At 70.2% G+C, this 12,171-nt stretch carries 14 protein-coding genes; 10 read left to right on the top strand and 4 right to left on the bottom strand.

The features are described from left to right. Positions 1–333: 333 nt before the first annotated feature. Both QM772_RS11410 and QM772_RS11405 read left to right on the top strand, forming a co-directional pair. Positions 334–2,022 carry a long-chain-fatty-acid--CoA ligase gene (locus QM772_RS11410; RefSeq protein WP_415136517.1) on the top strand — a complete coding sequence of 563 codons (1,689 nt, stop codon included), beginning with the start codon at positions 334–336 and terminating at the stop codon, positions 2,020–2,022. Between the two features lie 75 nt (positions 2,023–2,097). Continuing rightward, positions 2,098–2,859 carry a 5'-methylthioadenosine/adenosylhomocysteine nucleosidase gene (locus QM772_RS11405; protein ID WP_415136515.1) on the top strand — a complete coding sequence of 254 codons (762 nt, stop codon included), beginning with the start codon at positions 2,098–2,100 and terminating at the stop codon, positions 2,857–2,859. Positions 2,860–3,049: 190 nt separating this feature from the next. Here QM772_RS11405 and corA read toward each other — a convergent pair whose 3' ends face one another. Beyond that, positions 3,050–4,036: a magnesium/cobalt transporter CorA gene (gene corA, locus QM772_RS11400; RefSeq protein ID WP_415136513.1), complete on the bottom strand. Its 987-nt coding sequence runs from the start codon at positions 4,034–4,036 to the stop codon at positions 3,050–3,052. Positions 4,037–4,386: 350 nt separating this feature from the next. Here corA and hpf point away from each other — a divergent pair, with 350 nt between their 5' ends. The 3 genes from hpf (at position 4,387) to hprK (ending at position 6,309) form a co-directional block, all read left to right on the top strand. Further along, a complete protein-coding gene (hpf, locus tag QM772_RS11395; RefSeq protein ID WP_415136511.1) occupies positions 4,387–4,716 on the top strand; it encodes a ribosome hibernation-promoting factor, HPF/YfiA family in 330 nt (109 codons plus the stop codon). Positions 4,717–4,847: 131 nt separating this feature from the next. Further along, complete coding sequence (locus QM772_RS11390; protein ID WP_415136509.1) at positions 4,848–5,315, top strand: PTS sugar transporter subunit IIA; 468 nt, start codon at positions 4,848–4,850, stop codon at positions 5,313–5,315. A 37-nt stretch (positions 5,316–5,352) separates the two neighbouring features. After that, entirely contained in the window at positions 5,353–6,309 is a 957-nt protein-coding gene (gene hprK, locus QM772_RS11385; protein WP_415136507.1) for an HPr(Ser) kinase/phosphatase, read from the top strand. On the opposite strand, the gene fur is transcribed toward hprK, so the two are convergent. Further along, positions 6,310–6,729, bottom strand: a complete 420-nt coding sequence (fur, locus tag QM772_RS11380) for a ferric iron uptake transcriptional regulator (protein ID WP_415136505.1) — start codon at positions 6,727–6,729, stop codon at positions 6,310–6,312. Between the two features lie 81 nt (positions 6,730–6,810). Here fur and QM772_RS11375 point away from each other — a divergent pair, with 81 nt between their 5' ends. From QM772_RS11375 to QM772_RS11360, 4 genes are all read left to right on the top strand, one after another. Then, entirely contained in the window at positions 6,811–7,371 is a 561-nt protein-coding gene (locus QM772_RS11375) for an outer membrane protein assembly factor BamE (RefSeq protein WP_415136503.1), read from the top strand. Beyond that, positions 7,371–8,183: a 4-hydroxy-tetrahydrodipicolinate reductase gene (gene dapB, locus QM772_RS11370; RefSeq protein ID WP_415136501.1), complete on the top strand. Its 813-nt coding sequence runs from the start codon at positions 7,371–7,373 to the stop codon at positions 8,181–8,183. Before QM772_RS11375 ends, dapB begins: the two co-directional genes overlap by 1 nt. A 28-nt stretch (positions 8,184–8,211) precedes the next feature. After that, positions 8,212–8,865: a MotA/TolQ/ExbB proton channel family protein gene (locus QM772_RS11365; protein WP_415136499.1), complete on the top strand. Its 654-nt coding sequence runs from the start codon at positions 8,212–8,214 to the stop codon at positions 8,863–8,865. Positions 8,866–8,984: 119 nt separating this feature from the next. After that, positions 8,985–9,431: an ExbD/TolR family protein gene (locus tag QM772_RS11360; RefSeq protein WP_415136497.1), complete on the top strand. Its 447-nt coding sequence runs from the start codon at positions 8,985–8,987 to the stop codon at positions 9,429–9,431. 18 nt (positions 9,432–9,449) lie between these two features. On the opposite strand, the gene QM772_RS11355 is transcribed toward QM772_RS11360, so the two are convergent. Further along, positions 9,450–10,820 carry a GAF domain-containing protein gene (locus QM772_RS11355; protein ID WP_415136495.1) on the bottom strand — a complete coding sequence of 457 codons (1,371 nt, stop codon included), beginning with the start codon at positions 10,818–10,820 and terminating at the stop codon, positions 9,450–9,452. Then, positions 10,817–11,308: a hypothetical protein gene (locus QM772_RS11350; RefSeq protein ID WP_415136493.1), complete on the bottom strand. Its 492-nt coding sequence runs from the start codon at positions 11,306–11,308 to the stop codon at positions 10,817–10,819. The genes QM772_RS11355 and QM772_RS11350 overlap by 4 nt, the downstream gene beginning before the upstream one ends. A gap of 143 nt (positions 11,309–11,451) precedes the next feature. Here QM772_RS11350 and QM772_RS11345 point away from each other — a divergent pair, with 143 nt between their 5' ends. Continuing rightward, positions 11,452–12,168: a hypothetical protein gene (locus QM772_RS11345; RefSeq protein ID WP_415139667.1), complete on the top strand. Its 717-nt coding sequence runs from the start codon at positions 11,452–11,454 to the stop codon at positions 12,166–12,168. Positions 12,169–12,171: the final 3 nt, after the last annotated feature.

Genomic DNA, 12,171 nt, shown 5'->3' with positions numbered 1-12,171 from the left:
TGCGAAAGGGGTCGCGAAGCTCAGCACAGCCTGCCCATCAAGGCGCGCGACGCCGTGCGTACGTCGGTACGCACAAGGAGCGCAACGCCGAGGGGCGGGCTGTGCTGAGCTTCCCTGCGGGTTGCTCCGCCAAGGGGCCGCCTGCGGCGTTGCCCGCGCTTGCAAGGCATGGGCCTTGCTGCGCACGGGCGCCTTGCATCCAGCCCCTTGGCGAAGCAACGCGATCCCTTTCGCAGCGTTAACAGGCCCTAGGGATATCCACGGCCGCGGGGCGCCTGCCCCGCGGTGAGAATGGGCGGTTTCGTACCGCCCTTTTTGTTTTGAGGAGACCGCATGACCGACCGGATCTGGCTGAACGGCTACCCCGAAGGCGTTCCCGCCGACATCGACCCGTCGCAGTATCCCTCGCTGGTGGCGCTGATCGAGGAGGCGTTCGGCAAGTACGCCGGCCGCACCGCCTACACCTTCATGGGCAAGGCGATCAGCTTCGCCGACACCGACGCCGAAAGCCGCGCGCTGGCCGCCTACCTGCAGAGCCTGGGCCTGCAGCGCGGCGACCGCGTGGCCATCATGATGCCCAACGTGCCGCAGTACCCGGCGACGGTCGCTGCCGTCCTGCGCGCCGGCTACGTGGTGGTCAACGTCAATCCGCTGTACACCTCGCGCGAGCTGGAGCACCAGCTCAAGGATTCCGGCGCCAAGGCCATTGTCATCATCGAGAACTTCGCCGCCACGCTGCAGAAATGCATCGCCAGCACGCCCGTGAAACACGTGGTGCTGGCCGCCATGGGCGACCGGCTGGGCTTCCTGAAGGGCGCGATCGTCAACCACGTGGTGCGCAAGGTCAAGAAGCTGGTGCCCGACTACAGCCTGCCCGGCGCCGTGCGCTACAACGACGCCCTCGCCCAGGGGCGCGGCGCCGCCTTCGCCGCGCCCGCCATCGGGCCGGACGACGTGGCGGTGCTCCAGTACACCGGCGGCACCACCGGCGTCAGCAAGGGCGCGGTGCTGCTGCACCGCAACCTGATCGCCAACGTGCTGCAGTCCGAGGCCTGGAACGCGCCGGTGATGAAGCGCATCCCCGCCGGCGAGCAGCCCACCAGCGTGTGCGCGCTGCCGCTGTATCACATCTTCGCCTTCACCGTGGGCATGATGCTGAGCATGCGCACCGGCGGCAAGCTGGTGCTCATCCCCAACCCGCGCGACCTGCCGGCGGTGCTCAAGGATCTGTCGAAGGAGAAGATCCACAGCTTCCCCGCCGTCAACACGCTGTTCAACGGCCTGGCCAACCACCCCGACTTCAACACCGTGGACTGGAGCCACCTGAAGGTGTCGGTCGGCGGCGGCATGGCGGTGCAGAGCGCCGTCGCCAAGCTGTGGCTGGAGAAGACCGGCTGCCCCATCTGCGAGGGCTACGGCCTGTCGGAAACCAGCCCCTCGGCCACCTGCAACCCGGTCACGTCCCAGGCGTTCACCGGCACCATCGGCCTGCCGCTGCCCAGTACCTGCATCAGGATCCTGGACGACAACGGCGCCGAGGTGCCGCTGGGCCAGCCGGGCGAGATCGCCATCCAGGGCCCGCAGGTGATGGCCGGCTACTGGCAGCGCCCCGACGAGACGGCCAAGGTCATGACGCCCGACGGCTACTTCAAGACCGGCGACATCGGCGTGATGGATGAGCGCGGCTACACCAGGATCGTCGACCGCAAGAAGGACATGATCCTGGTGAGCGGCTTCAACGTCTACCCCAACGAGATCGAGGACGTGGTGGGCGGCATGCCCGGCGTGCTGGAAGTGGCCGCCGTCGGCGTGCCGGACGAGAAGACGGGCGAGGCCGTCAAGCTGGTCATCGTCAAGAAGGACGCCGCGCTCACCGACGATGCCGTGCGCGCCTTCTGCCGCGAGAGCCTGACCGGCTACAAGCAGCCGCGCGTGATCGAGTTCCGGCAGGAGCTGCCCAAGACGCCCGTCGGCAAGGTGCTGCGGCGCGAGCTGCGCGACAAGCCGCCGGCGGCGCAGTGAGCGCATCCTGTCGAGATTGCTTCTGAATTAATAGCTGCCGGCGCTTGATGGACGGGCGCCGGAGGCCGATTTGACTTGAAATCCCCGGCCCGCATCGGCCTCGTCGGCGCCCTGCACCAGGAACTGGCCGCGGTGCTGGCGCGCCTGCCCGACGAGCAGCGCCAGCGCGTCGGCGGGCGCGACTTCTGGGCCGGGCACTGGCACGGCCACGGGGTGGTGGCGGTGCTCTCGCGCATCGGCAAAGTGGCCGCCGCGACCACGGCGACGGCGCTGATCGAGCGCTTCGGCGTCGGCCGCATCGTCTTCACCGGCGTCGCCGGGGCCCTGGGCGCCGGGCTGCGCGTGGGCGACGTGGTGGTGGCCAGCGGCTTCGTGCAGCACGACATGGACGCCTCGCCGCTGTTTCCGCGCCACGAGGTGCCGCTGTACGGCCGCGCGCGCTTCGCTACCGATCCGGCGCTGTCGGCCGCGCTGGCGGATGCGGCGCGCACCGTGCTCGCGCACGCCGATGCAACGCTGGGCGCGCAGGCGGTGGCGGAGTTCGGCCTGCACGCGCCCCAGGTGCAGCAGGGACTCGTCGCCAGCGGCGACCGCTTCGTCGCCACGGCGGCCGAGAGCGCCGCGCTGCGCCAGGCGCTGCCCGACGCGCTGGCGGTCGAGATGGAAGGCGCCGCCGTCGCGCAGGTGTGCCACGACTACGGCGTGCCCTTCGCCGCGCTGCGCACCCTCTCCGACCGCGCCGACGACGCGGCGCACGTGGACTTCACGCGCTTCATCGACCAGGTCGCCAGCCGCTACAGCGCGGCGGTGCTGGAGGCGTATTTCTCTAAGCTATAGAAAAAATAGCTGCCAGCGCTTGCTGGACGGGCGCTGGAGGCCAATCCGATCTAAAGGCGCGCGGTGCAGAACGGCCGCGGAGCAGGCCAGGCCAGCGACCGCCGCGGAAGGGCTTTGCCCGCCCGCTGGCGGTGCCCCCTTCCAGGGGGGTGGCGCAACATCGCGAAGCGAGTGGAGCCTGGGGGTAGTGTCATTTCAACCAGCCCCGGCGGCGGAAGTACCACATCGGCAGCAGCGCGCTCGCCACCATCATCCCCAGCGCCCACGCATAGCCGTACTGCCACTCCAGCTCGGGCATGAACTTGAAGTTCATGCCGTACAGGCTGGCCACCAGCGTCGGCGGCAGCAAGGCCACGCTGGCCACCGAGAACAGCTTGATGATCTTGTTCTGGTTGATGTTGATGAAACCGACGGTGGCGTCCATCAGGAAGTTGATCTTGTCGAACAGGAAGGTGGTGTGGCCATCGAGCGAATCCAGGTCGCGCTGGATCTGGCGCGCCTCCTCGAACTGCTCGGCCCCCAGCATGCGGCTGCGCATCAGGAAGCTCAGCGCGCGCCGCGTGTCCATCACGTTGCGGCGGATGCGCCCGTTCATGTCCTCCTGGCGCGCGATGGTGGCCAGCACGTCGCTGGCGATCTCGTCGGTGACGTTGTCGTCCAGCACCTTGCGTCCGGCCTTCTCCAGGTCGTCGTAGATGCCCTCCAGCGTGTCGGCGCAGTATTCGGCGTCGGCGTCGAACAGCTTGAGCAGCACTTCCTTGGCGTCGGCCAGCAGCCCCGGCATTCGGCGCGCGCGCATGCGCAGCAGGCGGAACGCCGGCACCGTGTCGTCGTGGATCGAGAACAGCACGCCGTGGCTGCGCAGCTGCTCGTTGGTGATGTTCAGGATGAAGGCCACGCGCTCCTGGCGCGGCGCGTCCGGGTCGGCCACCAGGAAGTCGCTGCGGATGTGCAGCTCGCCGTTGTCCTCCTCGTAGAAGCGGGCCGACTCCTCGATGTCGTCGTCGATCGCGTCCTCGGGGATCGACAGGCCGTAGTACTGCTTGACCCAGCGCTTTTCCTCCGGCGTCGGCTCCTCCAGATCCACCCAGATCGGGCGGAACCGGGACAGCTCCTCCAGCGATTCGATTTCTTCCTGGAACAGCCGCCCGTTGGACAGCGTGAAGACGTTGAGCATGGCGAGACTCCCTGGGCATCGTGGGCGGTTGCGGCGCGGCGGGCGGGGCGTGGCTTTCGGCCCCCCGCGCGCCAGCGGTTCCCAGGGAGGCGAAAGCTATCGACTCGGGACGGGTTCCAAGACGGGCTTTCGGTGTGTGTGAAACCGCAGGATTATCGCATCGTCGGGACCTCGATTCGTGGACACGCGCGCGCCAGGGTCATGGCCGGCGGGATTGATTTCGGTGCCGATCCGGCGCATAGTGGATTTGCACGCCGATGGTGCGAGCGTCAGGTTTCCGCCCATCGGTTTCCTGGCCGCCCGGTCCGCGGGGCCGGTCGGCTTTCCCCCTGAAGAAGGAGCTTCCTGCCATGAATTTGACGATCAGCGGACACCACCTCGAAGTCACGCCTGCCCTGCGCAGCTACGTGGTCACCAAGCTGGACCGGATCACCCGGCACTTCGATCAGGTGGTGGACGTGAAGGTGCTGCTCACAGTCGAGAACCAGAAGGAGAAGGACCGGCGCCAGCGGGCGGAATGCCGCATCGGCGTCAAGGGCGCCGACCTGTTCGCCGAGAGCAGCCACGAGGACCTGTACGCCGCCGTCGACGACCTGGTCGACAAGCTCGACCGCCAGGTGGTGCGCCACAAGGACAAGGTCCAGTCGCACGACCATGCCGCCGCCAAGCATTTGATGTAGTATCAAATGTAAACAACGAGCGAAGACTGTAGGCTCCAGCTCACAAGCCGCTCCGATACCATCGGGCGGCTTTCTTTTTGATGGGAACCCGACAGGAACTTCAACGGGGCCATAATCCGCGACCAATGCCCATGAATCGCCTTGCCTCCATTCTCCCGGCTTCGCAGGTGCTCGTCGGGGTCGATGCCACGAGCAAGAAGCGCGCCTTCGAAGAAGCCGGCCTGCTGTTCGAGAACCTGCACGGCCTGTCGCGCGCGCTGATCACCGACAGCCTTTTCGCGCGCGAGCGGCTGGGCTCCACCGGCCTGGGCCACGGCGTGGCGATTCCGCACGGGCGCATCAAGGGCCTGAAGGCGCCGATGGCGGCGGTGCTGCAACTGGCGCAGCCGATCGGCTTCGACGCGCCGGACGAGCAGCCCGTGGGCCTGCTGATCTTCCTGCTGGTGCCCGAGGCGGCGACGCAGAAACACCTGGAGATCCTGTCCGAGATCGCCGAGCTGCTGAGCGACGCCGGCCTGCGCGAGCGCATCAAGTCCGCGGCCTCGGCTGGCGAGCTGCATGGGTTGATCGCCGACTGGCAGTCGGCGCAGCCCGCCTAGAAGACTTGAGCGCACCGCGCGCGGCGCAGCGCCTGACATGAAGCCCACCGTCATCAGCGCCGACGTCCTGTTCGAGGACCACCGCGCGAAGCTGCGCTGGCAATGGGTGGCCGGGCTTGGCGCCTCGGAGCGGCGCTTCGACGAGGTGGCCATCCGGCAGGCGCGCTCCGGCGCCGACCTGGTGGGCTACCTGAACTACATCCACCCCTACCGCGTGCAGATCCTGGGCGAGCGCGAGGTGGCCTACCTGGCCAACGTCTCGCCGGAGGACGGCGCGCGCCGCATCGCCCGCATCGTCACGCTGGAGCCGCCGGTGCTGGTGCTGTGCGACGGCCAGACCGCGCCCGACGCGCTGGTGTCGATGTGCGAGCGCGCGCAGCTGCCGCTGTTCGCCACCCAGGAGTCGGCGGCCTTCGTCATCGACGTGCTGCGCGCCTACCTGTCCAAGCACTTCGCCGACCGCACCACCATGCACGGCGTGTTCATGGACATCCTGGGCCTGGGCGTGCTGATCACCGGCGAGTCGGGCCTGGGCAAGAGCGAGCTGGGGCTGGAGCTGATCTCGCGCGGCAACGGCCTGGTGGCCGACGACGCGGTGGATCTGTTCCGCATCAACCAGACCACCATCGAGGGCCGCTGCCCCGAGCTGCTGCAGAACCTGCTGGAGGTGCGCGGCATCGGCCTGCTCGACATCCGCGCCATCTTCGGCGAGACGGCGGTGCGCCGGCGCATGCGGCTGCGCCTGATCGTGCACCTGGTGCGGCGCGAGACGCTGGAGCGCGACTACGAGCGCCTGCCCTACGAGCCCCTCACGCAGGAGGTGCTCGGCGTGCCGATCCAGAAGGCGGTGATCCAGGTGGTGGCCGGCCGCAACATCGCCGTGCTGGTGGAGGCGGCGGTGCGCAACCACATCCTGCAGCTGCGCGGCATCGACACCTACCAGGAGTTCGTCGAGCGCCACCGCCACGCCATGACGCAGCAGGGCGGCGACTGATCAGCGCTTCTTCTGGCAGGCCGGGCACAGCCCGTAGAGCGACATCGCGTGGTCCTGCAGAACCCAGCCGCGGGTGGCGGCCACGTTGCGCTGGCGCCGCTCGATCTCGGTGTCGAGGAATTCCTCCACCTTGCCGCAGGACATGCACACCAGGTGGTCGTGGTGCTCCTCGTTGCGCAGCTCGTACACCGCCTTGCCGGCCTCGAAGTGGTTGCGGCTGAGGATGCCGGCCTGCTCGAACTGCGTGAGCACCCGGTACACGGTCGCCAGGCCGATGTCCGAGCGCTCGGCCAGCAGCAGCCGGTAGACGTCGTCCGCGGTCATGTGGCGCCGCTCGGCTTTCTGGAACAGCTCCAGGATCTTCAGCCGCGGCGCGGTGGCCTTCAGGCCGGTGCTCTTGAGTTCGTCGATGGTGTCCATGCCGGTACCCCGTGCGAGGGCGGCAGGCCACGGGGCCGCCGCTACTACAATGTGCGGCCTATTGTGCATGAACCGGGGCCCATGTCCGTCTTCTCGAAAACCCACGCCCGCGCGCTGTGCCGGGTCGTGCCGGCCGTGCTGGCCGCCGGCCTCTGCGCCTGTGGCGGCCTCGATCGCGCCACCCAGGGCATGGCCGACGTGCTGACCCTGTACCGGCCCGAGACCGTGCAGGGCAATTTCGTGTCGAAGGAGCAGGTCGCGGCCTTGCAGCCCGGCATGACGCGCCTGCAGGTGCGCGACACGCTGGGCACGCCGCTGCTCACCAGCGTGTTCCACGGCGACCGCTGGGACTACGTCTTCACCCTGAAGCGCCAGGGCGTCGAGGCGCAGAGCTACCGGCTGACGGCGTTCTTCAAGGACGACGTGCTGGAGCGCTTCGAGGGCGACGAGATGCCCAGCGAAACCGAGTTCGTGCAGCGCATCGGCCGCGAGCGCAAGATCAAGGTGCCGACGCTGGAGGCGACCGAGGATCAGTTGGCCAAGTTCCCGCCCGCGTCCGAGGACGCGGCCCAGCCCTCGGCCGACGCATCCGCCGCCCCGGTGCGCGGCGGCAGCTACCCGCCGCTGGAGCCGGCGCGCTGATGTCCGCCGCCGTGCACCGCGTCGCCGTGGCCGGCGCCACTGGCCGCATGGGCCAGATGCTGGTCGAGGCCGTGCGCGCCTCGGGCGACTGCGCGCTGGCCGGCGCGCTGGACCGCGCCGACAGCCCGGCGCTGGGCCAGGACGCCGGCGCGTTCGCCGGCCAGGCCACGGGCGTGCCCGTCACCGCCGACCTGGACGCCGGCCTGAAGAACGCGCAGGCCCTGATCGACTTCACCCGCCCCGAGGCGACGATGGCGCACCTGGCCGCCTGCCGCCGGCTGGGCGTGGCGCTGGTGATCGGCACCACCGGCTTTTCCGACGCGCAGAAAGCCGACATCGCCGCCGCCGCGAAGGACATCGCCATCGTGCTGGCGCCCAACATGAGCGTGGGCGTCAACGTCACCTTCAAGCTGCTGGAGATGGCGGCCAAGGCGCTTTCCACCGGCTACGACATCGAGATCGTCGAGGCGCATCACCGCCACAAGGTCGATGCGCCCAGCGGCACCGCGCTGAAGATGGGCGAGGTGATCGCCGCCGCCCTGGGGCGCGAGCTGAAGGACTGCGCCGTCTACGAGCGTTACGGCCACACCGGCGAGCGCGACCCATCCACCATCGGCTTCGCCACCCTCCGCGGCGGCGACATCGTGGGCGACCACACCGTGCTGTTCGCCGGCACCGGCGAGCGCATCGAGATCTCGCACAAGTCCTCCAGCCGCGCCGGCTACGCCCAGGGCAGCCTGCGCGCGGTGCGCTTCCTGGCCGGCAAGCCGCCGGGCCTATACGGCATGGACGACGTATTGAACCTGCGTTGACCGACACGACTCCATTTTTCCCCGACCTATGAACCTGCAAGCCGTTTTCGCGCAGAGCGACCTCGTCGGCAAGGCCGTCGCCGTGCTGCTGCTGCTCATGTCCATCGCCAGCTGGGTGGTGATCCTCTGGAAAGCCTGGATGCTGCGGCGCGCCGGCGGCGACGTGGTGCGCGGCGTGGCCGCGTTCTGGCAGGCGCCCTCGCTGGACGAGGCGGCCGCGCGCGTGGGCGGCCTCGACCGCGGCGGCCTGGTGCTGTCGCTGATCCAGGCCACGCGGTCGCCGGCCGGCGGCACGCTGGCGGCGGCCGGCGACCGCGCGCAGCAGCTCACGCGCGTGCTGCGCGACGCACTGCACGCCGTCATGGGGCGCCTGACCTTCGGGCAGGTGCTGCTGGCCACCATCGGCTCCACCGCGCCCTTCGTGGGCCTGCTGGGCACGGTGTGGGGCATCTACCACGCGCTCACCGGCATCGCCGGCACCAACCAGATCAGCATCGACAAGGTCGCCGGCCCGGTGGGCGAGGCGCTGATCATGACCGCCGCCGGGCTGGCGGTGGCCATCCCCGCCGTGCTGGCCTACAACTGGTTCGGCCGCGTCATCGGCCGCATCGAGGCCGAGCTGGAAGGCTTCGCGCGCGACCTGCGCGAGCTGCTGGCGAATCGCAGCGTAACGGGGGCATGATGCAGCAGCGGCGATCCAACCCAGCCATCCAGCCGCCGCCGGGCCGCCCCAAGGCGGCTGGGGCCCCCTCGGGGGGCAGCGCAGCACGCGCAGCGGCGCAGCGTGGGGGCCTGTAACTCATGGCTTTCGGCAGGCTGGAGCGCACCAAGGGCACGGAGCCCATGAGCGACATCAACGTCACGCCGCTGGTGGACGTGATGCTGGTGCTGGTGGTGATCTTCATCATCACCGCGCCGCTGCTGGCCAGCTCGATCCGGCTGGACCTGCCCAAGACCGACGCCGCCAAGCCGGGCGACCCGCCCAAGTTCGTCACCGTGGTGGTGGACAAGGCCGGCCAGGCCTTCTTCAACGACGCGCCGGTCACCCAGCCCCAGCTCGGCATGGCGCTGCTCGAAGCCGCCCGCGCCAACCCGGAGACCGAGGTGCAGCTGCGCGCCGACCAGGGTGTGCCCTACGGCCGCGTGGTCGAGGTGATGGGCGAGGCGCAGAAGGCGGGCCTGAACCGCATCGGCTTCGTGGCCGACGCGCCAGCGGCGGCCGAGCCGCAGGCCGCAGCATCCCGCTGACGGCGCGCTCGGCGCGGGTCAGGCCGGGGCGTCGTCCTGGCTCAGCGCGAGCGTGCGCTCCAGCACCAGCCGAAAGCGCCCACGCCCGGTTTTCTCGATCTGTAGCGGTCCACCCCACTCGGCCAGGCGGCGTTGCAGCAGGAGCAGGCGCACGCCAAGGTTGTCCTGCACGTCGGGCAGGCGCAGGGCCTCGCCCGCCAGCCGCAGTTCGCGCGTGGTGAAGTCCGTACGGCCGTGGCGCTGCGCTTCGTTCGCCACTTTCCACAAGATGGCGCCAGCCACGCCCTTGATGAGGTACTGGTCGTCGATGAACACCGTGTCGTCGCGCCGGAAGTGGCGCAGGCGCAGCGGCGGGCCTGCCAGCGCCGTGGGCGCGGGGGGCGTGGGTGCGGCCGGTGCGGCGGCTTCCAGGTCGGCGCGTTGCAGGGTGGCCAGGGCCTGGGCAAGCTGGGCGCACAGCAGGGTGAGCGCGTCCTCGTCGTCATAGCCAAAGAACTGGTCGCTCTCGCTTTCCACCAGCAGCGCGCCCACCGTGCGCCCGCGCGCGCGCAGCGGCACGGCGAGCTGGCTGCACGGCGTGGACAGGCCGGGCAGCGGGATCGCCGCCGCCCCGGCGCCGGCCACCAGCCCGTGGTCCAGCGCGCCCTGGTGCAAGGTCTGGCCGTAGCGGTACATGCGCGCCATGTGGCCGATGCGCAGCGGCACGCCTTCGCGCACCGCTACCCCGGCGAGGCCCGCGTCGGCCAGCGGCAGTTCGGCGCCGGTGCCGGTGTGCGCGTAGCCCGTGCTGGCCAGGGCGTACAGGCCCTGGCGGCCTTCGTCCAGCAGCCAGAGAATGGCGTGGTCCACGCGCAGATCCTGGCGCAAGCCGTCCATGGCGGTCTGCACCAGGCCGGCGAGGTCGCCGCACTCGGCCAGCCGCGCCGACACGGCGCGCGCGCCCGCCGCCAGGTCGCAGCGCGCCTGCAGGATGGGCAGGGTCGCGCCGCCGCTGTGCAGGGGGTCGATGGCGAGCACCTCGTACACGTCCGCGCCGCGCAGCTTGAACACGTGCTCCATGCCGGTGTGCGCGGCGATGCCCGCCAGCTTGGCGCGCAGGCGCTCGAACAGCGGGCCTTCGGTTTCGGTACGCAGGTAGCAAAGGTGCAGCGCCAGGCTGCCGCCGGAGAGCGGGTCTTCCACCATCAGCGCCACGCGGCGCGTGGCCAGGATGTTCTCGCGGCTGCGGTTGAGGAACTGGAAGGTAAGCGCGACGTGGTTCGCGTCCACGTACTCCACGTGCGACAGCAGGTTGACGTGCGGCGCGCCATCGGCGGACACGCTGCACAGCGTGGGCGGGATGGCGCCGTCCAGGATGCGGCGGATGGCGTGCAGGGTGAGCGCCGTCATGCGGGCAGCAGGGCCACGGGTTGGCCGGCGTGGGGGCCGGGCGTCTGGTCCCAGGCGCCGCTGATGCTGAAGCGCACCGCCACCATCTCGCACAGGTCCACACGGTACCAGTTGGCGACGACGGGCGCGGCGCTGCCGAAGCCATCGACCTCGGCGATCTCGACGGCGAGCCGCCGGTGGCAGTGCGCGAGCAGCGCCGCGTGCTCGGGCAGCCCGGGCTCCACGCGCGCGTCGCGGCCCTTCACGTGCAGCGTGCGGTTGGTGCGCGGCGAAGTCATCAGCAGCGCCGCCTGCCCCGTCTCGCGCAGCGCGGCCACCACGCGCGGGGCGGCGCGCTCGGCCAGCAGCACCAGCATGCGGCCGTCAGGCAGCGCGTCGGCCGCCAGCGCGCGGCACACCTGGGGCTGGCCGCTGCGATCGCAACTGCCCAGGCGGAACGAGGTCAGCACAGGCAGGTGGTGGAGCCACTCGGGCGGCAGGTGGGGCATGGCGGGGCTTGCGGCAAGGCTGTGGGGCCGTGCAGATGATACGGGCGCGCTTACGGTTTTCTTAAGCGCTGTTTAACCGCCTTTTAACAGCGCCGCGCACCGGGGCTCGCGACACTGCCAGTCGTCATCACACCGGACCAGACATGCGCCCTCAGCCCCTCGCCCTGCTGCTCGCCGCCACGGCGGCGTTGACCGCCAACGCCGCCCACGCCCAGAACATCGACACCACGGCCGCCTGGGACGGCGGCAACACCATGGGCGGATTCGGCGGCACGCCCACCTACGGCCAGACCATCACCGCACCCGCGGGGCACGACCGGCTGACCGGCTTCAGCTTCTATATCGACTCCACGGGCCAGAGCCGGGCATTCCGCGCTGCCGTCTATGCCTGGAACGTAGCGCAGCAGCGCGCCGTGGGCGAGGCGCTGTGGCAGAGCGCGCCCGTCACCATCGCCAGCGCCGGCGGCCATATCCTGGAACATGCGTTCGCGCCGCCCGGCGGCGTGCCGCTGACGCCGGAGCAGACCTACGTGCTGCTGGGCACCACCCTGTACGACACGGGCAGCGGCAGCATGAACTGGGGCTGGCTGATGTCCGACCCGTACAGCAGCGGCGGCTTCGTCTACCTGGGCAGCACCGATCCCGCGGATCTCACCGGCACGGCCTGGTCGGGAACGGGCGCGAGGGATCTGGTCTTCAAAGCCACGTTCGCCGCAGCGCCACCACCACCGCCTGCCCAAGCTGCGCCCGTGCCCGTGCCCGGCCCGCAAGGCGCAGCGCTGGCGCTGCTGGGGCTGGCCATGTCGGGCGCGACGTTGCGGTTCCGCCGCCTTCTTCGGCCAGGGCCGCGCAAGCCGTGAAGC

It is taken from the genome of Ottowia sp. (assembly GCF_047601385.1).
GTDB lineage: Bacteria > Pseudomonadota > Gammaproteobacteria > Burkholderiales > Burkholderiaceae_C > Ottowia.
Note: the sequence above shows the minus strand (reverse complement) of the source record. Positions and strands in the feature narration are given on the sequence as shown.